At 65.6% G+C, this 21,584-nt stretch carries 21 protein-coding genes; 17 read left to right on the top strand and 4 right to left on the bottom strand.

Features of this window, described 5'->3' with window-relative positions; all coding sequences use genetic code 11:
* The first annotated feature begins 36 nt into the window (after window positions 1–36).
* A complete protein-coding gene (locus ACIGKL_RS14150) occupies window positions 37–618 on the top strand; it encodes a hypothetical protein (protein ID WP_397487251.1) in 582 nt (193 codons plus the stop codon).
* A 6-nt stretch (window positions 619–624) separates the two neighbouring features.
* On the opposite strand, the gene ACIGKL_RS14145 is transcribed toward ACIGKL_RS14150, so the two are convergent.
* The 3 genes from ACIGKL_RS14145 to ACIGKL_RS14135 form a co-directional block, all read right to left on the bottom strand.
* Window positions 625–1,854 (bottom strand): nucleoside recognition domain-containing protein, encoded by a 1,230-nt coding sequence (locus ACIGKL_RS14145; RefSeq protein WP_397487250.1) that lies wholly within the window; start codon window positions 1,852–1,854, stop codon window positions 625–627.
* A 140-nt stretch (window positions 1,855–1,994) separates the two neighbouring features.
* Window positions 1,995–2,453, bottom strand: coding sequence for an inhibitor of vertebrate lysozyme family protein (locus ACIGKL_RS14140; protein WP_397487249.1), 459 nt, complete (start codon window positions 2,451–2,453; stop codon window positions 1,995–1,997).
* A gap of 10 nt (window positions 2,454–2,463) precedes the next feature.
* On the bottom strand, window positions 2,464–2,628 hold the full coding sequence (locus ACIGKL_RS14135; protein ID WP_021442734.1) for a DUF1328 domain-containing protein: 165 nt from the start codon (window positions 2,626–2,628) through the stop codon (window positions 2,464–2,466).
* A gap of 368 nt (window positions 2,629–2,996) precedes the next feature.
* Here ACIGKL_RS14135 and ACIGKL_RS14130 point away from each other — a divergent pair, with 368 nt between their 5' ends.
* Window positions 2,997–3,401: an acyl-CoA thioesterase gene (locus ACIGKL_RS14130; protein WP_021442733.1), complete on the top strand. Its 405-nt coding sequence runs from the start codon at window positions 2,997–2,999 to the stop codon at window positions 3,399–3,401.
* A 63-nt stretch (window positions 3,402–3,464) separates the two neighbouring features.
* Here the strand turns inward: ACIGKL_RS14130 and ACIGKL_RS14125 are convergent, their stop codons facing one another.
* Window positions 3,465–4,565, bottom strand: a complete 1,101-nt coding sequence (locus tag ACIGKL_RS14125; RefSeq protein ID WP_397487248.1) for a TRAP transporter substrate-binding protein — start codon at window positions 4,563–4,565, stop codon at window positions 3,465–3,467.
* Between the two features lie 245 nt (window positions 4,566–4,810).
* Between ACIGKL_RS14125 and ACIGKL_RS14120 the strand changes: the two genes are divergently transcribed.
* From ACIGKL_RS14120 to ACIGKL_RS14050, 15 genes are all read left to right on the top strand, one after another.
* A complete protein-coding gene (locus ACIGKL_RS14120) occupies window positions 4,811–5,356 on the top strand; it encodes a TRAP transporter small permease subunit (protein WP_397487247.1) in 546 nt (181 codons plus the stop codon).
* Window positions 5,349–6,725: a TRAP transporter large permease subunit gene (locus ACIGKL_RS14115; protein ID WP_397487246.1), complete on the top strand. Its 1,377-nt coding sequence runs from the start codon at window positions 5,349–5,351 to the stop codon at window positions 6,723–6,725. The genes ACIGKL_RS14120 and ACIGKL_RS14115 overlap by 8 nt, the downstream gene beginning before the upstream one ends.
* Window positions 6,726–6,831: 106 nt before the next feature.
* Window positions 6,832–7,734: a D-hexose-6-phosphate mutarotase gene (locus ACIGKL_RS14110; protein WP_397487245.1), complete on the top strand. Its 903-nt coding sequence runs from the start codon at window positions 6,832–6,834 to the stop codon at window positions 7,732–7,734.
* Window positions 7,735–8,178: 444 nt separating this feature from the next.
* Window positions 8,179–9,741 (top strand): type VI secretion system protein TssA, encoded by a 1,563-nt coding sequence (gene tssA / locus ACIGKL_RS14105; RefSeq protein WP_397487244.1) that lies wholly within the window; start codon window positions 8,179–8,181, stop codon window positions 9,739–9,741.
* 54 nt (window positions 9,742–9,795) lie between these two features.
* Window positions 9,796–10,302, top strand: a complete 507-nt coding sequence (gene tssB / locus ACIGKL_RS14100; protein ID WP_397487243.1) for a type VI secretion system contractile sheath small subunit — start codon at window positions 9,796–9,798, stop codon at window positions 10,300–10,302.
* A 25-nt stretch (window positions 10,303–10,327) separates the two neighbouring features.
* Window positions 10,328–11,806 carry a type VI secretion system contractile sheath large subunit gene (tssC, locus tag ACIGKL_RS14095; protein WP_397487242.1) on the top strand — a complete coding sequence of 493 codons (1,479 nt, stop codon included), beginning with the start codon at window positions 10,328–10,330 and terminating at the stop codon, window positions 11,804–11,806.
* Between the two features lie 6 nt (window positions 11,807–11,812).
* The gene (tssE, locus tag ACIGKL_RS14090) at window positions 11,813–12,238 is read left to right on the top strand and encodes a type VI secretion system baseplate subunit TssE (RefSeq protein ID WP_397487241.1); all 426 of its coding nucleotides are present in this window, start codon (window positions 11,813–11,815) and stop codon (window positions 12,236–12,238) included.
* The gene (locus ACIGKL_RS14085; protein ID WP_397487240.1) at window positions 12,228–12,752 is read left to right on the top strand and encodes a PAAR domain-containing protein; all 525 of its coding nucleotides are present in this window, start codon (window positions 12,228–12,230) and stop codon (window positions 12,750–12,752) included. Before tssE ends, ACIGKL_RS14085 begins: the two co-directional genes overlap by 11 nt.
* Before the next feature lie 18 nt (window positions 12,753–12,770).
* Complete coding sequence (locus tag ACIGKL_RS14080; RefSeq protein WP_397487239.1) at window positions 12,771–13,703, top strand: DUF6402 family protein; 933 nt, start codon at window positions 12,771–12,773, stop codon at window positions 13,701–13,703.
* The gene (locus tag ACIGKL_RS14075) at window positions 13,700–14,113 is read left to right on the top strand and encodes a hypothetical protein (RefSeq protein WP_397487238.1); all 414 of its coding nucleotides are present in this window, start codon (window positions 13,700–13,702) and stop codon (window positions 14,111–14,113) included. The genes ACIGKL_RS14080 and ACIGKL_RS14075 overlap by 4 nt, the downstream gene beginning before the upstream one ends.
* A gap of 148 nt (window positions 14,114–14,261) precedes the next feature.
* Window positions 14,262–14,627, top strand: coding sequence for a carboxypeptidase-like regulatory domain-containing protein (locus ACIGKL_RS14070; RefSeq protein ID WP_397487237.1), 366 nt, complete (start codon window positions 14,262–14,264; stop codon window positions 14,625–14,627).
* Window positions 14,627–16,417: a type VI secretion system baseplate subunit TssF gene (gene tssF, locus ACIGKL_RS14065; protein ID WP_397487236.1), complete on the top strand. Its 1,791-nt coding sequence runs from the start codon at window positions 14,627–14,629 to the stop codon at window positions 16,415–16,417. Before ACIGKL_RS14070 ends, tssF begins: the two co-directional genes overlap by 1 nt.
* Window positions 16,381–17,391: a type VI secretion system baseplate subunit TssG gene (gene tssG / locus ACIGKL_RS14060; RefSeq protein WP_397487235.1), complete on the top strand. Its 1,011-nt coding sequence runs from the start codon at window positions 16,381–16,383 to the stop codon at window positions 17,389–17,391. Before tssF ends, tssG begins: the two co-directional genes overlap by 37 nt.
* Before the next feature lie 11 nt (window positions 17,392–17,402).
* Window positions 17,403–20,003: a type VI secretion system ATPase TssH gene (gene tssH / locus ACIGKL_RS14055; RefSeq protein ID WP_397487234.1), complete on the top strand. Its 2,601-nt coding sequence runs from the start codon at window positions 17,403–17,405 to the stop codon at window positions 20,001–20,003.
* A gap of 10 nt (window positions 20,004–20,013) precedes the next feature.
* A complete protein-coding gene (locus ACIGKL_RS14050; protein WP_397487233.1) occupies window positions 20,014–21,543 on the top strand; it encodes a sigma 54-interacting transcriptional regulator in 1,530 nt (509 codons plus the stop codon).
* Window positions 21,544–21,584 lie beyond the last annotated feature (41 nt).

The raw sequence follows: 21,584 nt of genomic DNA, 5'->3' as shown, positions 1-21,584 counted from the left end.
GGGCAAGCTGGCGGGGCTTATTCAGGGAGGAAAGCCATGTTCAGGATGCTGCTGGTGTTGTTCGCCGCGTTGTCGCTCGGCGGTTGTTTCGACAGCGAACCGCCGCTCGCCGAGGAGCGCCGCCTGCTGCTCAGCGCCGCGGATTTTGCCGCCTACCAGGCGCCCGCCGCGGGGCGTTACGAGAAGCTGGTGAGCTACGCCGCGCGCAGCATCGACCTCAGCTTCGAGAGCGCCGGCAGCGACTGGTTCTACCTCTACAGCGGCGTCTCGCTCTACCCGCGCGCCAGCGATGCGCTGATGACCAGCTACGCCGAGACCTTCGGCGCCTCGTTCGGCTTGCGCGACAGCGGCCTGGTCGAGCAGGAGCTGGAATTCGAGCTGGAGCTCGCCAGCCGCGCCAGCCTCAAGCTGCTGACCGAGGACGGCGAACCGGTGGGCAACCTGTTCTATGCCACGGTCGGCAACAAGTCGCTGTTCGCCATCTTCACCGGCGTCTACTTCGAGCGCGGCGAAGACTTCGCCGCCTTTATCGCGCCCAAGCTCGCCGCGTTGCGCGCCTACCGGCACACCGACCCGCTGTTGAGCTGGGCCGGCAGCACGCTCGGTTTCGCCGAATGAGCGGCCTCAGCCGAAGAACCAGTAGGTCACGCCGATAGCCGCCACCACCCCGGCCAGCTCGGCCAGCAGGGCGCAGCCCACGGCGTGACGCACGCGCTGGATGCCGACCGCGCCGAAGTACACCGCCAGCACGTAGAAGGTGGTTTCTGTGCTGCCCTGGACGGTCGCCGCGGCCAGCGCCGCGAAGCTGTCGACGCCGTGGGTCTGCATGGTTTCGATGAGCATGGCGCGCGCCGCGCTGCCGGAGAACGGCTTGACCAGCGCGGTGGGCAGGGCGTCGACGAAGCGGGTGTCCCAGCCGCCCCACTCGACCAGCCAGCGAATGCCGTCGAGGCCCAGCTCCAGGGCGCCGGAGGCGCGCAGCACGCCGATCGCGCAGAGCATGGCGACCAGGTAGGGCAACAGGCTCTTGGCCACGTCGAAGCCCTCGCGGGCGCCTTCGACGAACTGTTCGTAGACCGCCACCTTCTTCAGCGCGCCGACCAGCAGGAAGGTCAGGATCACGCCGAACAGGGTCAGGTTGCCGAGCAGCGAGGACAGCGCCGCCAGCGCGCTGGCGCTGAGGCTGGCGAGCAGCGCCATGAAGCCGCCGAGCAGCAGCGCGCCGGGAATCAGGTAGGCCAGCACCACCGGATGCCACAGGCGCAGGCGCTGCATCAGCGCCACCGACAGCAGGCCGACCAGGGTCGAGGCGCTGGTGGCGAGCAGGATCGGCAGGAACACCAGGGTCGGGTCGGCCGCGCCCTGCTGCACCCGGTACATGAAGATCGACACCGGCAGCAGGGTCAGCGACGAGGCGTTGAGCACCAGGAACAGGATCTGCGCGTTGCTCGCCGTGGTGCTGCTGGGGTTGAGCTCCTGCAGGCTGCGCATGGCCTTGAGGCCGATCGGCGTGGCGGCGTTGTCCAGGCCCAGGCCGTTGGCGGCGAAGTTCATGGTGATCAGGCCGAGCGCCGGGTGGCCGCGTGGCACCTCCGGCATCAGCCGGGCGAACAGCGGGCCGAGCAGCCGCGCCAGGGCATCGACCAGGCCGGCCTGTTCGGCGATGCGCAACAGGCCGAGCCACAGGGTCATGGTGCCGAACAGCAGCACCATTACCTCCACCGACAGCTTGGCCATGGCGAACAGGCTCTCGACCATGGCGCCGAACACCGCCGGGTCGCCGCCGAGCAGCCAGCGCGAGAAGCCCGCCACCGCTGCCACCAGGAAAAAGCTCAGCCATAGGCCGTTGAGCATCTCGGTCCCCCTTAGCTCGAAAGTCGCGACGCCCTCCTGGCTGTCCCTCTCCCGACGGAGACGGTGGCGCGCAAGGGCATGCCGTTATGGCGGGGGATGATAACGCGGCGGCGGCCGGCCCGGGGCCGCCGTCGTGAGCCTCAGAACCAGTTGGGGTCGCTGCGCAGCTGTTCCTCGAGCAGCCGGCGCACTTCCTCGTCCGGCTCGCCCAGCCAGCGCAGGCTGGCGTGCTCGCTCGGCGCGCGGTCTTCCGGCAGGTTCTCGGGCACCTGCACGTAGAGCGCGTAGGCGTTGTCCTTGTCCCAGTCGAAGGCGAGGTAGAGACGCTGGTTGAAGCAGTTGTGCGCCTCGCACAGCTGGCCGACCAGGAAGCGGTCGTTGGCGCTTTCCACCGCCTGCATCGGCGTCGACGGGCCGCTGAGGTTGAGCAGCCAGTCGGGCAGGCGCTGCTCGTCCTCCACCAGTTCCTGCCAGGCGGCGCGGTACCCGTCGTCGCTGCTCAGCAGTTCGCCGGGGTGGAAGGTCGCGTCGCGGTCGGCGGCCTGGGCCGCCAGGGCGCCGCCCAGCAACAGGGCGGCGGCGATGGCGTGAATGCGCATGCAGACCTCCTTACAGACGTGGGCGACGGCCCATGACGAACGAGATGATGAACAGCACCAGGAACACCACGAACAGAATCTTGGCGATGCCCGCAGCGGTGCCGGCGATGCCGCCGAAGCCCAGCACGGCGGCGACGATGGCGATGATCAGAAAGGTCAGTGCCCAGCTCAACATGGCGTTTCTCCCGTTGCGATGGAGGCCGATGGCGCGGGTTCGTGCGCATCAGGCCCTTTTCTTGGCATTGCGACCGGAACGACTCCGGCCACCCGCGAGGGTCGTTGCAGCGCCCGTGCCAGCTCCTGGGTCAGGGTAAAAATCTTGAAAATCAGTGATTTGCGATATCAGGAAAATGACGGCGGCGGGCATCCTGCCCGACGGGGCCGCTGGCGGTCGTGCGTTTTGCCCGACAGCCCAGGCGCCACGCCGCCCGCGCGGCCGCCAGAGTGGTCGCCCGCCGACCGCTCAGTCGGTATACTCGCAGCGCCCGCGTGCCGCGCGGGTTCCGCGCCCAGAACAACAACCGCGCCGCGAGCCTCGAGCCGATGAACGACTACGAACAGGAAGACCCGATCCCCCAAGGCGACCTGGCCTTGCAGATCACCGCGTTGCCGCGCGAGACCAATGGTTTCGGCGATATCTACGGCGGCTGGCTGGTGTCGCAGATGGACCTGGCCGGCACCGCCATGGCCAGCAAGGTCGCCGGCGGCCGCGTCGCCACCGTGGCCATCGACCGCATGGCCTTCCTGGTGCCGGTGGCGGTGGGCGCGCAGCTGTCGTTCTACACCCAGGCCCTGGAAGTGGGGCGCAGCTCGATCCAGATGATGGTCGAGGTGTGGAGCGACGACCCCTTGTCCAACGAATGGCGCAAGGTCACCGAGGCGGTGTTCGTCTTCGTCGCCATCGACGGCAGCGGCCGCACCCGCCCGGTGCCGCCGCGCCGCGGTTGAGCGCAACGCCCGCAGCAATGAAAACGCCGGCTAGCAGCCGGCGTTTTACTGTGCGCTGAACGCTTAGCCGCGGATGTTGTAGATGTCCTTCTCGTTGAGCTCCGCGTAGTCGTACAGGCGCTTGAGGTAGGCCTTCTGGTGTTCCCAGACCTTGGCGGCAGCCGGGTCGGCGGCGGCGCTGGCGTCGACCACCTCGGCGGCGACCTCCTTCAGGCGGGCCAGCACCTCGTCCGGCAGGCGGCGCACGTCCACGCCGTCGGCCTTGAGCTGCTCCAGGGCTTCCATGTTCTTGGCGTTGTAGTCGTCGAGCATGTCGCCGTTGACGTCGCGGGCGGCGGCGCGAACGATGGCCTTGAGGTCGGCCGGCAGGGTGTCCCAGGCCTTGAGGTTGACGTCCAGCTCGAACAGTACGCTCGGCTCCTGCCAACCCGGGGTGTAGTAGTACTTGGCCGCCTTGTGCAGGCCCAGGGCCAGGTCGTTGTACGGGCCGATCCATTCGGTGGCGTCGATGGCGCCGGTCTGCATGGCGGTGAAGATCTCGCCGGCCGGCATGTTGACCACGGTGCCGCCCATCTTGGTCAGCACTTCGCCGCCCAGGCCCGGGGTGCGCATCTTCAGGCCCTTGAAGTCGTCGACCGAGTTGATTTCCTTGTTGAACCAGCCGGCGGTCTGCACCCCGGTGTTGCCGCAGGCCATCGGCAGCACGCCGAACGGCTTGTACACCTCTTCCCACAGCTGCTGACCGCCGCCGCGGTGCAGCCAGGCGTTCATTTCCTGGGCGTTGGGGCCGAACGGCGAGGCGCAGAAGAACTGCGCGGCCGGCACCTTGCCTTTCCAGTAGTAGGGCGCGCCGTGACCCATCTCGGCGGTGCCGCGGGACACTGCATCGAACACTTCCAGGGCCGGCACCAGTTCGCCGGCGGCGTAGACCTTGACCTTCAGGCGGCCGTTGCTCATTTCCTCGACCAGCTTGGCGAAGCGCTCGGCCCCCACGCCGACGCCGGGGAAGTTCTTCGGCCAGGAGGTGACCATCTTCCAGTTGAAGGTCTGGGAACTCGAGCCCTCTTGGGGCGCAGCGGTGCTTTTCGCCTCTTCTTTGCAGCCCGCCAGTGCGGTGGCTGCGAGGCCGACGCCTGCTGCGGCGAGTATGTCGCGACGTTTCATGCAATGCTCCTTCTTGTTGTATTGGTCTGACCACGGGATCGCCGAAGGTAGACCGGGCGTGAATAACATAGGGGGTCGTGACCCTCAAGCCTAGCTGCTACGACTAAAGTTGTATGAGCATTGCTGCATCGCCAGCAGCCTGCCTAGAATCGCCGGCCCGCGACCCACAAGGATGCGAGCGGCGTGACGTGCGACCGACCGGGCCGGCGTCCTGTCCCCCTACCCATAACGATAAAGGACTCACTATGTCCGACAAGCCATCGCTTCCCCTCGCGCTTGCGTACCTGATCGATGCTCTCAACGCCTGGTTCGGCAAGGCCTGTGCCTGGTTGACCCTGTTCCTGGTGCTCGGCACCGCCGTGGTCGTGGTGCTGCGCTACGGCTTCGGCATCGGCGCCACCGCCCTGCAGGAAGCCGTGCTCTACGCCCACGCCCTGGTGTTCATGGGCGCCACCGCCTGGGTGCTGCAGCGCAACGGCCACGTGCGCGTGGACATCTTCTTCCAGAACTTCAGTGGCCGCCGCCAGGCCCTGGTGGAGATCTTCGGCAACCTGCTGTTCCTGTTGCCGGTATGCCTGTTCCTCGGCTGGGCCAGCTGGGACTACGTGAGCAGCTCCTGGGCGACCCTGGAGGCGTCCAGCGAGTCCGGCGGCCTCAAGTTCGTCTACCTGCAGAAGAGCATCATCCTGGTGCTGGTGGTCGGCCTGGTGCTGCAGGGCATCGCCAACCTGATCAAGGCGCTCTACGTCATCAGCGGTCGCCTGCCGGCTCCGGAGGTGAAACATGGCTGAGTTGATGGCGATTCTGCTGTTCGTCGGCATCTGCCTGGCGTTGATGGCCGGTTACCCGGTGGCCTTCACCCTGGCCGGCGTATCCTTGCTGTTCGCCGGTATCGGCGTGTTCACCGGCACCTTCGACGCCGGCTACCTCAGCGCCCTGCCCAACCGCCTGTTCGGCATCATGAACAACCAGACCATGCTGGCGGTGCCGCTGTTCGTGTTCATGGGGGTGATGCTGGAACGCTCGCGGGTGGCCGAGGACCTGCTCGAGTCGATGTCGCGCCTGTTCGGCACCCTGCGCGGCGGCCTGGCGATCTCGGTGTGCGTGGTCGGTACCCTGCTGGCCGCGTCGACCGGTATCGTCGGCGCCACCGTGGTGACCATGGGCCTGCTGGCGCTGCCGACCATGCTGCGCCGCGGCTACGACCCGGCCATCGCCACCGGCACCCTGGCCGCCACCGGCACCCTGGGGCAGATCATCCCGCCGTCCATCGTCCTGGTGCTGCTGGGCGACGTGATGTCCAGCGCCTATCAGCAGGCGCAGCTGAAGATGGGCATCTTCTCGCCGAAGACCGTGTCGGTCGGCGACCTGTTCGTCGGCGCCCTGCTGCCCGGCCTGCTGCTGGTCGGCCTGTACATTCTCTACATCATCGCCACCGCGATCTTCCAGCCGAAGAAGCTGCCGGCGCTGCCCAAGGAGGAGCTTGGCGATGTCGAATGGGGCAAGCTGCTGCGCGCCCTGGTGCCGCCGCTGATCCTGATCGGCGCGGTGCTCGGCTCGATCCTCGCCGGCTACGCCACGCCCACCGAAGCGGCCGCCCTCGGCGCCGTCGGCGCCATGCTGCTGGCGCTGAGCAAGCGCAAGCTGAACTTCACCCAACTCAAGGAAGTGGCCTACGGCACCACCGAGATCAGCGCCATGGTCTTCATGATCCTGATCGGCGCCTCGCTGTTCTCCCTGGTGTTCCGCGGCTTCGGCGGCGAGGCGCTGATCGAGGACGTGTTCGCCCAGCTGCCCGGCGGCGTGCTCGGCGCCTTCTTCCTGGTGATGCTGGTGATCTTCCTGCTCGGCTTCATCCTCGACTTCATCGAGATCACCTTCGTGGTGGTGCCGATCGTCGGGCCGGTGCTGCTGGCCATGGGCCTCGACCCGATCTGGCTGGGGGTGATGATCGCGCTGAACCTGCAGACCTCCTTCCTCACCCCGCCGTTCGGCTTCGCCCTGTTCTATCTGCGCGGGGTGACGCCGAAGTCGGTGGCCACCAGCACCATCTACAAGGGCGTGCTGCCGTTCATCCTGATCCAGCTGCTGCTGCTGGTGATCGCCTACATCTTCCCGGGGCTGATCACCTGGCTGCCGGAGCAGGTCTACGGCAAGTAAGGCCGATCCATGGCAAGCAAAACGCCCGTCCTCGCGACGGGCGTTTTGCTTTGTGCGCCATCCGGGGTTCCAATAGAGGCAAGCCCTCTGTCGCGAGAATGCCGTCATGAACACTGCCCAAGTCGAACGCGTGGAACTGGACCAACTGACCTGCTGGCGCGTGCGCACGGCGCATGCCGAGCTGCTGGTGGCCCAGCAGGGCGCGCAGATCCTCAGTTACCAGCCCGACGGCCAGCCGCCGCTGATCTGGCTCAGCGAGCAGGCCGCCTACCAGCGCGGGCAGAGCGTGCGCGGCGGGGTGCCGGTGTGCTGGCCCTGGTTCGGCGACCTGCGCTGCAATCCGCCCGCCGTGCAGGCCGCCTATCAACCCGGGCTGGCGCCCAGCCATGGCCTGGTGCGCGACCTCGACTGGCAACTGCTGGGGATCGACGAGGACGGCGATGCGGTGACCCTGCGCTTCGTCTTCGACAGCCGCCAGCACCTGCTGCCCGGCTGGCCGCATGCCGCCCGCCTGCAGCTGGACATCCGCCTCGGCGAGGACCTCGCGCTGACGCTCGAGACGCATAACCAGGGCGACGAGCCGCTGGTCGTCAGCCAGGCGCTGCACAGCTACTTCGCCGTCAGCGACGTGCGCCAGGTCGGCGTCGAAGGGCTGGACGGCTGTCGCTACCTCGACACCCTCGACGACTGGCGCGAGCGCCGCCAGGACGGCGCCCTGCAGTTCGCCGGCGAGACCGACCGCATCTACCTCGGCACCCCGGCGCGGCTGAGCATCGTCGATCCGGGCTGGGGCCGGCGCATCCACCTGGACAGCAGCGGCTCGCGCTCGGCGGTGCTGTGGAACCCCTGGATCGACAAGGCCAGACGCCTGTCGCAGTTCGCCGCCGAGGCCTGGCAGGGCATGCTGTGCATCGAGACGGCCAACGTCATGGAGGACGTGGTGCGTCTGGCCGCCGACCAACGGCATGCTCTGCGACTGCGCCTGTCCAGCGAGGCCCTGGCCGGCTGAGCCATTGCCAGGTCGAGCGAGTGGTTGCGCCCGGCCTGGCACAACGGCGTCCGGCGAACAGTGGCCAAAGTCACAAAAGACACTATCAAAGTGCCATTAATTGTGATGCGCCACTAATTTGCCAGTAAGACATTTCCTACAAGTTCGAAACAACTTCTCCTACAGTCGAAACACCGATAGCAACTTGCTCTGTGGGCGCGACAAATTAGCGGAACTGACGTTCCAGTAATAATTTGTAAGATGTCGTCGAATGTTAGGTATTTCACACTTCGGGCGGTTGCCCACCTGCTGGCATATGGCTAGGATGCCCGTCCCATAAGGATCTTGCGCAAGTTGTTGCACAAACAACTGCGCAAAAAGTTGCGCACTGCGGTGTTTTGGCAAAGGCCGGATGGCCATTTGCACGGCCGTGGAAGTTGCCCACTTAATTATTTGAGTCATGGAATGACCTACTCCAGCAAGCTCACTGCGCATTATCTCAATCTGGCCAAAACCCCTATTAATGAAGGGAACTTCGCCGGCGAAGACGTGCGTTATTCCAGCGAATACGAAATGCTGGAAACCGAGCTGGGCAAGGCCGCTTCCTTGCATGAAACCGGCGCCATCGACTGGCAGAAAGTGCGCGAGGGCAGCGAGAGCCTGCTGACCAGCCAATCCAAGGATCTGCGCGCCGCCACCTGGCTCACCTGGGGCCTGTTCCAGCGCGAATCCTTCGCCGGCCTGCAGGCCGGTCTCAACCTGCTGCACTACCTCTGCGAGCAGCACTGGAGCGAACTGCACCCGCGCAAGCCGCGTACCCGCGCCGCCGCCATCAACTGGCTGCTGCCGCGCCTGGAGCAGGCGCTGGCCGAGCACGTGCCGATCGGCGAGCAGCTACCGTTGTTTCGCAAGCTGCTCGAGGACCTGCGGGGCCTGGATGAAAGCCTGTTTGCCCAGCTTGGCGATGATGCGCCACTGCTGAAACCACTGTGGCGGCGCCTGGACGAGCAGATCAAGCGCGCCAGTCAGGGCCAGGCCGAACCCGGTGCGGTGGGCGCCGCCATCGCCCAGGTCAAGCAGGTCGCCACCCAGATCATCACCGGCAACGGCCCCATCGAGAGCGAGAAGGACGCGCACAAGGCCCTGCGCGCCCAGCAGGATGCCGCCCGCCCGCTGTGCGCCTGGTGGCTGAAGAACAAGGCCACCGACCTCAAGCCGCTGCGCCTGGCGCGCACCCTGCTGTGGCTGCCCATCGAGTCGCTGCCCGAGCGCAACGCTGAACAGATCACCGCCCTGCGCGGTTTGCCGGCCGACAAGCTGGCCTCCTACGCGGAGCGCTTCGCCCAGGGCGCCTACGCCGACCTGCTGGCGGATCTGGAAGCCAGCATCGCCCGCGCGCCGTTCTGGCTCGACGGCCAGCGCCTGGTCTGGGAATGCCTGCAGGAGCTCAAGGCCGAACAGGCCATGCGCGAGGTGGAGATCCAGCTCGCCCTGTTCCTGCAGCGCGTACCCGGCCTCGACGAGCTGCGCTTCCACGACGGCGTGCCCTTCGCCGACGGCGAGACCCGCGCCTGGATCGGCGCCTACGTGCTGCCCCATCTGCAGGCGCCGGAAACCGAGAAGAAGCCCGCCGCCAGCGAACAGGGCGCCACCCCGCCCTGGGAAGAAGCCTTGCAGCAGGTGCTGCCCGGCCTGCGCAAGGACGGTCTGAAGGCCGCGGTGCAGCAGCTCAAGCAGGGCCTCAATCGCGCGCGCGGCGGCCGCGAGCGCTTCTTCTGGCAACTGACCCTGGCCCGCCTGTGCTTCGCCGCGAAGAAGTACGAACTGGCCAAGACCCAGCTCGAATCGCTCGACCAGACGCTGCAGGCTTCCGGCCTCGGCGAGTGGGAACCCGATCTCGCCCTGGAAGTGCTGCGCCTGCTGCACAACTGCTGCGAGCTGCTGCCGCAGAACCATGCGGTGCGCGACAGCAAGGACGAGATCTATCGCAGGTTGTGCCACCTCGACCTCGAGGTGGTGCTGGAGTAAGGCGCCAACACGCCAATCAAGGCCCCCGGGCCATCAACGCAAAGGAGAACACCCATGGCCAAAGAAGGCTCGGTAGCCCCCAAGGAACGCATCAACGTCACCTTCAAACCCGCCACCGGCGGTGCCCAGGAAGAAATCGAACTGCCCCTGAAGCTGATGGTGCTCGGCGATTTCACCCAGCGTGCCGACGAGCGCAAGATCGAAGACCGCAAGCCCATCAGCATCGACAAGAACAGCTTCGACGAGGTGCTGGCCAAACAGGAACTGAACCTGACCTTCGCCGTACCGAACCGTCTGCAGGACGAGCAGGAAGGCGACGAGCTGGCCGTACAGCTGAAGATCAACTCCATGAAGGACTTCAACCCGGCCAACCTGGTCGAGCAGGTACCGGAGCTGAAGAAACTGATGGAACTGCGCGACGCCCTGGTCGCCCTCAAAGGCCCGCTGGGCAACGCCCCGGCCTTCCGCAAGGCGATCGAGAGCGTGCTCTCCGACGACGACTCGCGCGACCGCGTGCTCGGCGAACTGGGCCTGGCCGCCCAAGACAAACTGGATTCCTGATTCCCACCGACAAGGACGCATATTCATGAGCACGACTAGCGCAGCCGTAGAAAGCAGCCACAGCGCCGCCGACCTCGGCATCCTCGACCGCATCATCGCGGAAACCAAGCTGACTCCGGACGACGAGGCCTACGACATCGCCAAGCGTGGCGTGTCGGCCTTCATCGAAGAGCTGCTCAAGCCGCAGAACGAAAACGAGCCGGTGAAGAAGGCCATGGTCGACCGCATGATCGCGGAGATCGACGCCAAGCTCAGCCGGCAGATGGACGAGATTCTCCACCACCAGCAGTTCCAGGCCCTGGAATCCTCCTGGCGCGGCCTCAAGCTGCTGGTGGACCGCACCAACTTCCGCGAGAACATCAAGCTGGAGATCCTCAACGCCTCCAAGCAGGACCTGCTCGATGACTTCGAAGACAGCCCGGAAATCGTTCAGTCCGGCCTGTACAAGCACATCTACACCGCCGAGTACGGCCAGTTCGGTGGCCAGCCGGTCGGCGCCCTGATCGCCAACTACTTCTTCGACCCGAGCGCCCCGGACGTCAAGACCCTGCAGTACGTCGCCTCGGTGGCCTGCATGTCCCACGCCCCGTTCATCGCTGCCGCCGGCCCGAAATTTTTCGGCCTGGAGACCTTCACCGGCCTGCCGGACCTGAAGGACCTGAAAGACCACTTCGAAGGCCCGCAATTCACCAAGTGGCAGAGCTTCCGTGAGCAGGAAGACGCCCGCTACGTCGGTCTGACCGTACCGCGCTTCCTGCTGCGCAACCCGTACGACCCGGAAGACAACCCGGTGAAGACCTTCGTCTACAAGGAAAACGTCGCCAACAGCCACGAGCACTACCTGTGGGGCAACACCGCCTACGCCTTCGCCAGCCGTCTGACCGACAGCTTCGCCAAGTTCCGCTGGTGCCCGAACATCATCGGCCCGCAGAGCGGTGGCGCGGTGGAAGACCTGCCATTGCACCACTTCGAGAGCATGGGCGAGATCGAGACCAAGATCCCCACCGAAGTGCTGGTGTCCGACCGCCGCGAGTACGAGCTGGCCGAAGAAGGCTTTATCGCCCTGACCATGCGCAAAGGCAGCGACAACGCCGCGTTCTTCTCCGCCAACTCGGCGCAGAAGCCGAAGTTCTTCGGCATCAGCGAAGAAGGCAAGAACGCCGAGCTGAATTACAAGCTGGGCACCCAGCTGCCGTACATGTTCATCGTCAACCGCCTGGCTCACTACCTGAAAGTGCTGCAGCGCGAGCAGATCGGCGCCTGGAAGGAGCGCACCGACCTCGAGCTGGAGCTGAACAAGTGGATTCGCCAGTACGTCGCCGACCAGGAGAACCCCAGCGCCGAAGTGCGTAGCCGTCGTCCGCTGCGTGCCGCCCAGGTCATCGTCAGCGATGTCGAAGGCGAGCCGGGCTGGTACCGCGTCAGCCTGAACGTGCGCCCGCACTTCAAGTACATGGGTGCCGACTTCACCCTGTCCTTGGTCGGCAAGCTGGACAAGGAGTAAGCACGCATGGCCTACGGCAGCCTGTTCGAGCGCCTCGGTGGCGAGGCCGGCCAACGTGCCGGCTGGAGCCGCGAGGTCGCCGCCATGGCCTCGGTGGCTGCCCATCTGGCCAAGATGCTCAGCACCCGTGCGGGCAGCGTGCAAACGCTGCCCGACTACGGGTTGCCCGATTTGAACGATATGCGCCTGTCGCTGCACGACTCGCTGCAGCAGGCGCGTATCGCCATCGAACGCTTTATCGAAGCGTACGAACCCCGTCTGACCCAGGTGCGCGTGATTTCCCTGCCGCGCACTCATGACCCGCTGCGTCAGGCCTTCGCCATCGACGGCCTGCTGGAAATGGACGGCATCAAGCGTCACGTCAGTTTCTCCGCGAGCCTGGATGGCAGCGGTCAGGTCAAGGTCAACCCAGGAGCCTCACATGTCCGGTAAACCCGCAGCCCGCCTCGGCGATCCCACCGCCTGCCCGATTCCCGGCCACGGCAGCAACCCGATCGCCGCCGGCTCGCCCGACGTGCTGTTCGACAGCCTGCCCGCCGCCCGCATGGGCGATGCCTCCGCCTGCGGCGGCGCCATGGCTGGCGCGGTGATTCCTACCCTACTGATCAACGGCATGCCGGCGGCGGTGGTGGGCTCGGTGGGGAGCCACGGCAATGTGGTGATTGGCGGATCGGGGACGGTGATTATTGGGACTAGTGGGGGTGGTGCTTCGTTTGTCTCTCCTGCTCCTGTGGATATCAAAGGTGTGTTCGATGAGTTTTTCGTCCTGCTCGACCAAGACTCCGGGGCCCCACTGAGTGGGGTTTCGTATGTGCTCCGCAGCGCATCTGGCAAAGAGATCCATGGGACCACCGGTGTGGACGGGAGAACCGACAAACTCCGCTCTTCGAGTGGAGAAGCCATTGAGCTAGTTATCGCCGAACAGTCCGAAGTAGTGATTGCCTGACTGCGTGGAGAACTGCACATGTCCGATATCGTCCTGAAATCCACGCTCACACCAAGTTCGCAAAACTCACAAGGAACGACCGCGCAGGTTCGTCTGTTCAAGATCACGGATATTCCAGCAGCCATGGACAAAATGGGCTGGCCGATTTCCGCGAAGCTTATGCGGCACTGGTTCCAAGGAAAGCCCTGGGGCACACCCAGCGGCGGTATGACAGCCGAGGTGAAGAGCCATGTGCAGATGCCCCCTCCTCAATATATGGAGGAGACCATAGTCACGTACAAATGGTTGATGGGGTTTCCGCGGGTGGTGAGGGCCCGCAACGAACTAAGAACTGCCTGGAACAATCCCCAGGCGACCAAACTCATCCGTAGAAACATCCTCAGGGAGTTCGGTCAGCACTCTGGCGGATGCTTCCCGTTGTCGTTCAATGGCCAAGGCAGCAAAGCCGAGGCTTTCGGTTACGCCAACAGCCGTTCGGTCACTTTCGACACCTTTGGCGATGAGCTCAATGATCTGCGCGGCGCACTGGCCAACTTCAATCTGCGAGTCACAGTCGAGGGTATCGTCAACGCGTTCCCGGACAAGGTGACCTTCATCGCCGAGCGCATTGGGTTCTATGCCGAAGATGCATATGACTTTAACGATGAGGGTCTGCTCAGCCAGCCACTCGGCTACTGGAACTTCGATGGTATTGCACAGGGCGTGGCAGACAGTCTCAGCAACAACGCCAATATCGATTACGAAAAAGCGAAGGTGGTTGCCACAGCGCCGTTCACCGGCGATGACGTTGACCAGCGTTTCAAGGATTTAGAAAGCAAACGCTATTTCTTGATCACCAACGGCCACTTTGTGGAATACCGCTCAAGGCATAAGAAAGGCGGCGACTTCGTCGTCTATTCCAATATCGGCTACGAAACTATTACTCCAGTTGCCTTTGAGTTTAAGAAATGAATATTCGAAAGCTCTCTGTGGCGCTGCTGTTGCCAATATCCCTCCTGCTCCTGCTTTTTTGGGGGGCTGTTCACCTCGCCACCACTCAGAAAGCGCAGTACTCGTATCCGAGCCCCTCGGGAAGATTCATTTTGCAGAGCGTGTTGCTGGCACCTTGGCTCGGATCTTGGAGCGATCTCGCCTATATCCGCGTCATCGACACCCATGCACCGGGCTCCACCTTCCGTACGCCGCTCTACGACAAGCACTACACGGACATGCGTTCGCACGAAGATGACAGAACCGTAGGCATTGTTTGGTTCGACTTCGACAAGCAGCAGCAGACCTTTGAGATCGGCGTGCCGGAATGGCAAGACAGCTGGCTGAACCGGTTCATCAGCAATACCCCTTACAGAATTATCGAGAATTGACGCCGTGGCCGTTAATCCGCAAAACCAGTTCGGTTTTCCTACCCAGCCAAAGATGAGTGCGCCTCTACTCCTAGCAGCGCTAACTACACTCGGTGCCTGCGTCCCCTATCCACATTCGGTGACCCGAAGCCCTGCCATCGAGGGCCGAGTGCTGTCTGCCGAAACGGGGCGGCCCGTGATGGGCGCCAAAATTGAGCTGGAAATCGGCAGCGACGAATTCTGGGGCGATGAAACGGTCAGCGACGCCGAAGGCCGTTTCGCCTTTGCCGAGCAACGCGACTATCGCCTGATTGCCCTGCTGGCCGATGCGCCACGCTGCTGGACCAGGCTTTCGGTCAGTGCCCCCGGTTATCACACGCGTCGCTGTGGCTCGATCAGCATGCATGGGTGTTCGTCAGTACCGATGAAGCTGCCGCATCTGACTCTGCAGCCGGACTACCTCGCCGACCTCGAAGAAGAGGCGCCAGACAACCTCTGGCATTGCATCGAATCGGCCATGGAGAAGGCCAACTAATGTCTTTCAACCACTACTACCAAAGCGAACTCACCGCCCTGCGCCAACTGGGCAAGCGTTTCGCCGAGCGCAGCCCTGCGCTGGCGCCGTTCCTCGGGCAGGCCGGGCGTGACCCGGACGTCGAGCGCCTGCTCGAAGGTTTCGCCTTCCTTACCGGGCGCCTGCGGCAGAAGCTCGACGACGAGCTGCCGGAGCTGACCCATTCGCTGATGCATCTGCTGTGGCCGAACTACATGCGCCCGCTGCCGGCTTTCAGCATGCTGCAGTTCGACCCGCTGACCCGCCCCGGTCCGGCGCTGCCGGTTGGTCGTGGCACGCCGGTGGAAGCCAAGGCCATCGAGGGCGTCACCTGCCGCTTCCGCACCTGCTACCCCACCGAGGTGTTGCCGCTGGCGCTGAGCGGCCTGGACTACTCGGTGAAGGGCGACGGCGCGCTGCTCAGCCTGCGCCTGGGCATGAGCGCCGACGGCCATATCGGCGAGATCGGCCTGAACAAGCTGCGCCTGCACCTGGCGGGGGAGCGTTATATCGGCCAGATGCTCTACCTGGCGCTGCTGCGCAACCTCGGCGGTATCCAGCTGGTGCTGCTCGATGCCGCCGGCAAGCCCATGCAGGATGCCTTCGGCCAGACCCTCGGCACCCTGCAGCTCAAGCCCGAGCAGGTGCAGCCGGTGGGTTTCGCCGAAGACGAGGCGTTGATCCCCTACCCGCTGAATACCTTCCGCGGCTACCGCTATCTGCAGGAATACTTCGCCTTCCAGGACAAGTTCCTCTTCGTCGACCTGCTCGGCCTGGATGCCATTCACAGCTTGCCCGAGGATCTGCTCAAGCAGGCGCGCGGCCTGGAGCTGCGCTTCGATATCCACAAGGCCGGCGTGCAGCGCATCCGCCCGACCCTGGAGAACGTGCGTCTGTATTGCACACCGGTGGTCAACCTGTTCCAGCACGACGCCATCCCGATCCGCCTCGACGGCAAGCAGGATCAATACCTGCTGCTGCCGGCCGAGTACGATTCGCAGCATTGCGGGGTGTTCTCGGTGGACCGCGTCACCGGTTGGAAGCCGGGCGGCATGGGCTACGAAGAGTACGTGCCGTTCGAGTCGTTCGAGCACGACCCCAGCTTCGACGTGCCGGTGGCGCGCCCGCACTACAGCGTGCGCCAGCAACCCTCGATGCTCGGCGATGGTCTGGAAACCTGGCTCAGCTTCGGCCTGCGCAACCTCGACCAGCACGAGACGCTGTCCATCGAGCTGACCTGCACCAACCAGAATCTGCCGCGTCAGCTGCGCCTGGGCGATATCTGCCTGCCCAGCGAGGACACCCCGGATTTCCTCAGCTTCCGCAATATCAGCGCCGTTACACCCAGTTATGCACCGCCGTTGCACCGCGACTTCCTGTGGAAGCTGATTTCCAACATGTCGCTGAACTACCTGTCGCTGGCCAACGTCGAGGCGCTCAAGGTGATCCTCGAGACCTACGACCTGCCGCGCTACTACGACCAGCACGCCGAGCGCGTCAGCAAGCGCCTGCTCGGCGGCCTCAAGAGCATCGGCCACCGCCATGTCGACCGCCTGCACCGCGGCCTGCCGGTACGCGGCGTGCGCACCGAACTGAGCATGAACCCGGAAGGGTATCTGGGCGAGGGCGACCTGTTCCTCTTCGCCTCGGTACTCAATGAGTTTTTCGCCCTCTACGCCAGCCTCAACAGCTACCACGAGCTGCACGTACAGAGCACACAGGGAGAGTTGTACAAATGGACGCCACGTATGGGGCAGCAGCCCCTGCTCTGAACCGGCTCAGCCGGGGCATCCGCGAGTACAGCCTGTTCCAGGCCGTACAGCTGGTGCTGGAGCGCCTCAAGGTCGCTCATCCTGAACTGAAGGACGAGGAGCGCCTCTACGAGTACCTGGAGTTCCAGGCCAACCCGAGCCTGGGCTTTCCCGGCAGCGATATCGATCGCGTGCAGTTCTTCGAGGAGCACGGCGAGCTGCGCGCGCGCATGCGCGTCAACCTGGTCGGCCTGTTCGGCGGCGGCTCGCCATTGCCGGCCTTTTACAGCGAGCAGGCCCTGGGCGACAGCGAGGACGGCAACCCGACCCGCGACTTCCTCGACCTGTTCAACAGCCGCCTGCAGCGCCTGTTGCTGCCGATCTGGCAGAAGTACCGCTATCGCGCCAGCTTCCAGAGCGGGGCGATGGACCCCTTCTCCGCGCAGCTGTTCGCCCTGATCGGCCTGGGCAGCGAGCAGATCCGCCAGGCCCAGGAGCTGAACTGGAAGCGCCTGCTGCCCTACCTCGGCCTGCTCAGCCTGCGCGCCCACTCGGCGGCGCTGATCGAGTCGGTGCTGCGTTACTACTTCAAGCACGCCGAGCTGTTCATCGAGCAGTGCCTGGAGCGCCAGGTGGTGGTGCTGGAAGAACAGCGCAACCGCCTCGGCCGCGCCAACAGCCTGCTCGGCGAAGACACCGTGCTCGGCGAGCGCGTGCGCGACCGCGGCGGCAAGTTCCGCATCCACGTGCGCCAGCTGGGCTGGACGCGCTTTCACGAGTTCCTGCCGATCGGTACGGGTTACCAGCCGCTCTGCGCGCTGGTGCGCTTTACCCTGCGCGATCCGCTGGACTACGACATCCGCCTGGAGCTGCGTCAGGACGAAATCCGCGACCTGCGCATCGGCGAAGGCAACCCCTGCCTGCTGGGCTGGACCACCTGGCTCGGTCGCGAGAACGCCGACGGTCTGGTCACCCTCGGCAGCAAGATTCATTAAGGACAGATGAAATGATCAACGTCGACCTGCAACAACTGGTTCAAGCCCTGGACGCCGCGAGCAAGCGCGACCTGGAGATGGCCGCCGAACGCTGCGTGGTACGCGGCGGCAACAAGATCCTCGTCGAGGATCTGCTGCTGGGCCTCCTCGAGCGCCCGCAAAGCCTGCTGGCGCGCGCCCTGCAGGATGCCGAGATCGATGCCTTTGATCTGGCCCAGGCGCTGCAGCCGCGCGGCGAGCACAGCGAGTCGCGCAACCCGGTGTTTTCTGCCGAGCTGGTGCAGTGGCTGCAGGACGCCCTGCTGGTGGCCAACCTGGAGCTGGGTGCCAGCCAGATCGACCAGGCCGCGCTGATCCTCGCCCTGCTGCGCAACCCCATGCGCTACGCCGGTAGCCGTTACCAGGCGCTGCTGAGCACGCTCAATGCCGAGCGTCTGCGCGACTTCGCCCTTAGCCAGCAACAGACGCAGCCATCCGGCAAGCCGGCGACGGGTGGCGAGTCCAATCTGGCGCGCTTTACCCACAACTTCACCCAGCAGGCCCGCGACGGCAAGCTCGACCCGGTGCTGTGCCGCGACGGCGCGATCCGCCAGATGGTCGATATCCTCGCCCGCCGGCGCAAGAACAACCCCATCGTGGTCGGCGAGGCCGGCGTGGGCAAGACCGCCATCGTCGAGGGCCTGGCCCTGCGCATCGCCACCGGCGAGGTGCCGCAGGTGCTCAAGGGCGTCGAGCTGCTGTGCCTGGACCTCGGCCTGCTGCAGGCCGGCGCCAGCGTCAAGGGCGAGTTCGAGCGCCGCCTGCAGGGCGTGATCGACGAGGTCAAGGCCTCGCCCAAGCCGATCATCCTGTTTATCGACGAGGCCCACACCCTGATCGGCGCCGGTGGCCAGGCCGGTAGCGGCGATGCCGCCAACCTGCTCAAGCCGGCCCTGGCCCGTGGCGAGCTGCGTACCATCGCCGCCACCACCTGGAGCGAATACAAGAAGTACTTCGAGAAGGACCCGGCGCTGGCCCGTCGCTTCCAGCCGGTGCAACTGCACGAGCCCACTGTCGACGAGGCGGTGACCATTCTTCGCGGCCTGGCGCCGGTGTACGAGAAGAGCCACGGTATTTACCTGCGCGACGACGCGGTGGTTGCCGCCGCCGAGCTGTCGGCGCGCTACCTGGCTGGTCGTCAGCTGCCGGACAAGGCGGTGGATGTGCTCGATACCGCCTGCGCCCGCGTACGCATCAGTCTGGCCGCCGCACCCGAGGCGCTGGAGCGCCTGCGCGGCGAGATCGCCGAGGGCGAGCGTCAGGGCGAGGCGATGCGCCGCGATCTGGACGCCGGGCTTGCCATCGACGGCGAAGCGCTGGATGCCCTGGAAACCCGCCTGGTCGCCGCCCGCGCCGAGCTGGAGCAGGTGGAAACCCGCTGGGCCGTGCAGCGCGACCTGGCCGAGCGCCTGCTCGAGCAGCGCAAGCATTGCGCCGCGGCGCGTCTGGGTAACGATGTAGAGGCTAGCGACGAACCCCGCCCGAGCCTGGAAGAGCTGGAAGCCGAACTGCGCGCCCTCCAGGCCGAGCTGGCGGCGGCTCAGGCCAGCGAGCGCCTGGTCACCTTCGAGGTCTGCCCGCGCCTGGTGGCCGAAGTGATCAGCCATTGGACGGGCGTGCCGCTGAGCCAGCTGGCGCGCGAGCACAATACCAAGGTCATCACCTTCGCCGCCGACCTGCGCCAGCGCGTGCGCGGTCAGGAGCAGGCGATCCAGGCGCTGGACAAGGCCATGCGCGCCACCGCCGCCGGCCTCAACCGGGCCGATGCGCCGGTGGGCGTGTTTCTCCTGGTCGGCCCCAGCGGCGTGGGCAAGACCGAGACCGCCCTGGCCCTGGCCGACCTGCTGTACGGCGGCGAGCGCTTCCTCACCGTGATCAACATGTCCGAGTTCCAGGAAAAACACACCGTTTCGCGCCTGATCGGCGCGCCGCCCGGCTATGTCGGTTACGGCGAGGGCGGCATGCTCACCGAAGCCGTGCGGCAGAAACCCTACTCGGTGATCCTGCTCGACGAAGTCGAAAAAGCCGACCCGGACGTGATGAATGTCTTCTACCAGATCTTCGACAAGGGCGTGGCCAACGACGGCGAAGGGCGCGAGATCAACTTCCGCAACTGCCTGATCCTGATGACCAGCAACCTGGCCAGCGAGCGCATCGCCAGTCTGTGCGCCGGCGGCGAGCGCCCGGCCGCCGAGGACCTGGAGCTGGCCATCCGCCCGCAGCTGAGCCAGCACTTCAAGCCGGCCCTGCTCGGGCGCATGCGCGTGGTGCCCTACTACCCGATGGACGGCGATCTGCTGCGCCAGCTGGTCGGCCTCAAGCTGGCCCGTTTCGGCGAGCGCCTGGCCCGTCGTCAGCTCGCCTTCAGCCACTGCGACGGCCTGGTCGAGCACCTGGCCGAGCGCTGCACCCATGGCGACAGCGGCGCTCGCCTGATCGATCACCTGATCGACCAGCACCTGCAGCCGCTGGTGGTCGACCGCCTGCTCGATGCCATGGCTGCCGGCGAAAGCCTGCAGCGCGTGCACGCCACCCTGGACGCCGACTCGGCGGTGACCTGCGAGTTCGCCTGAGGTGCTGCCGATGTTCGCCGAAGTCCCGCAACCGCTGCGTTACGCCGAAGCCCTGCTCGGCCGCTACGCCACGCTGGCCGGCGCCGCCAGCAGCGAGCGCCTGCTCGCCGAGCTGGTGCGCGCCGCCGCCGAACTGGCCGACTGCGCGCTGGGCCAGCTGTATCTGCTGGACCATACCAACACCCGCCTGACCCTCTCGGCCGAGTGGCTCGACGGCCTGCTGCAACCGCGCGAGGCGGCCAGCCTGCCCAGCGACTACGACGGCGAACAGCTGCTGCAGTACTGCCTGTGCCAGAACCAGGTGCTGTGTATCGATGAGCTGGACAGTGGCCTGCACAGCATCGCCTGCCTGCCGGAAGGCGGCCGCGCCTGGCGCAGCCTGCTGTGCCTGCCGCTGCACGACGGCGCCGGCCATACCCGCGGCCTGCTGCTGGTGGCCAGCCATGAGCGGCGAATCCTGCAGGGCTTTGCCGCCTCTTTCGCCCAGCTTGGCAGTTTCGCCTTGGCTCAGCTGCAGCTGTTGCAGCGTCTACGTGCACCGACTGTCGATGGTGCCGCCAATGCTGCAAGCGTCTCGTCTGTTCCAGGCACGCCCTGCGCCAGCGGCTATGGCCTGCTCGGCCAGAGCCAGGCCATGCGCCGCGTCTACCAGTTGATCGGCAAGGTGCTGCACAGCCCGGTCAGCGTGTTGCTGACCGGCGAGACCGGCACCGGCAAGGAACTGGTTGCCCGCGCCATCCACGATTGCGGCGCGCGGCGCAGCAAGGCGTTTATCGTGCAGAACTGTGCGGCGCTGCCGGAGAACCTGCTGGAGAGCGAACTGTTTGGCTATCGCAAGGGCGCCTTTACCGGCGCCGACCGTGACAAGCCCGGCCTGTTCGATGCCGCCGACGGCGGCACGCTGCTGCTCGACGAGATCGGCGATATGCCGCTGACGCTGCAAGCCAAGCTATTGCGCGTGCTGCAGGAAGGCGAGGTGCGCCCGCTGGGCAGCAGCGAGACGCACAAGGTCGACGTGCGCATCGTCGCCGCCACCCACCAGGAACTGCGCAAACGTGTCGAGGAAGGGCGTTTCCGCGAAGACCTGTTCTATCGACTGTCGCACTTCCCCATCGAGTTGCCGCCGCTGCGCGAGCGCGACGAAGACATCCTGCTGCTCGCCCGTCACTTCGCCAGCACCGCCAGCGGCCTGCTGCAGCGCGACGCCTGCCGCTGGAGCGATGCCGCCCTGGAGCACCTGGCCGGCTACGCCTTCCCCGGCAACGTGCGCGAGCTCAAGGGCCTGGTCGAGCGCGCCGTACTGCTCTGCGAGGGCGGCGAGTTGCTGCCCGAGCACTTCAATCTGGAGCAGACCCAGAGCGAAGGCAGCGAACCGCTGAGCCTGCGCGAGCGCATGGATCGGCTCGAGCGCAACCTGCTGCTCGACTGCCTGCGCAAGAACCGCGGCAACCAGACCAATGCCGCCAACGAGCTGGGCCTGCCCCGGCGCACCCTGCTGTACCGCATGCAACGGCTGAAGATCAGCCCGAGCGAGGTCTGAGCATGCCCGTCCCTCTTCCCTTCACTTCCACCCAAGGAGCG

The sequence above is a fragment of the Pseudomonas sp. NPDC077186 genome (assembly GCF_044543505.1).
Classification (GTDB): Bacteria; Pseudomonadota; Gammaproteobacteria; order Pseudomonadales; family Pseudomonadaceae; genus Aquipseudomonas.
This window is presented reverse-complemented; position numbering and strand designations above follow the sequence as displayed.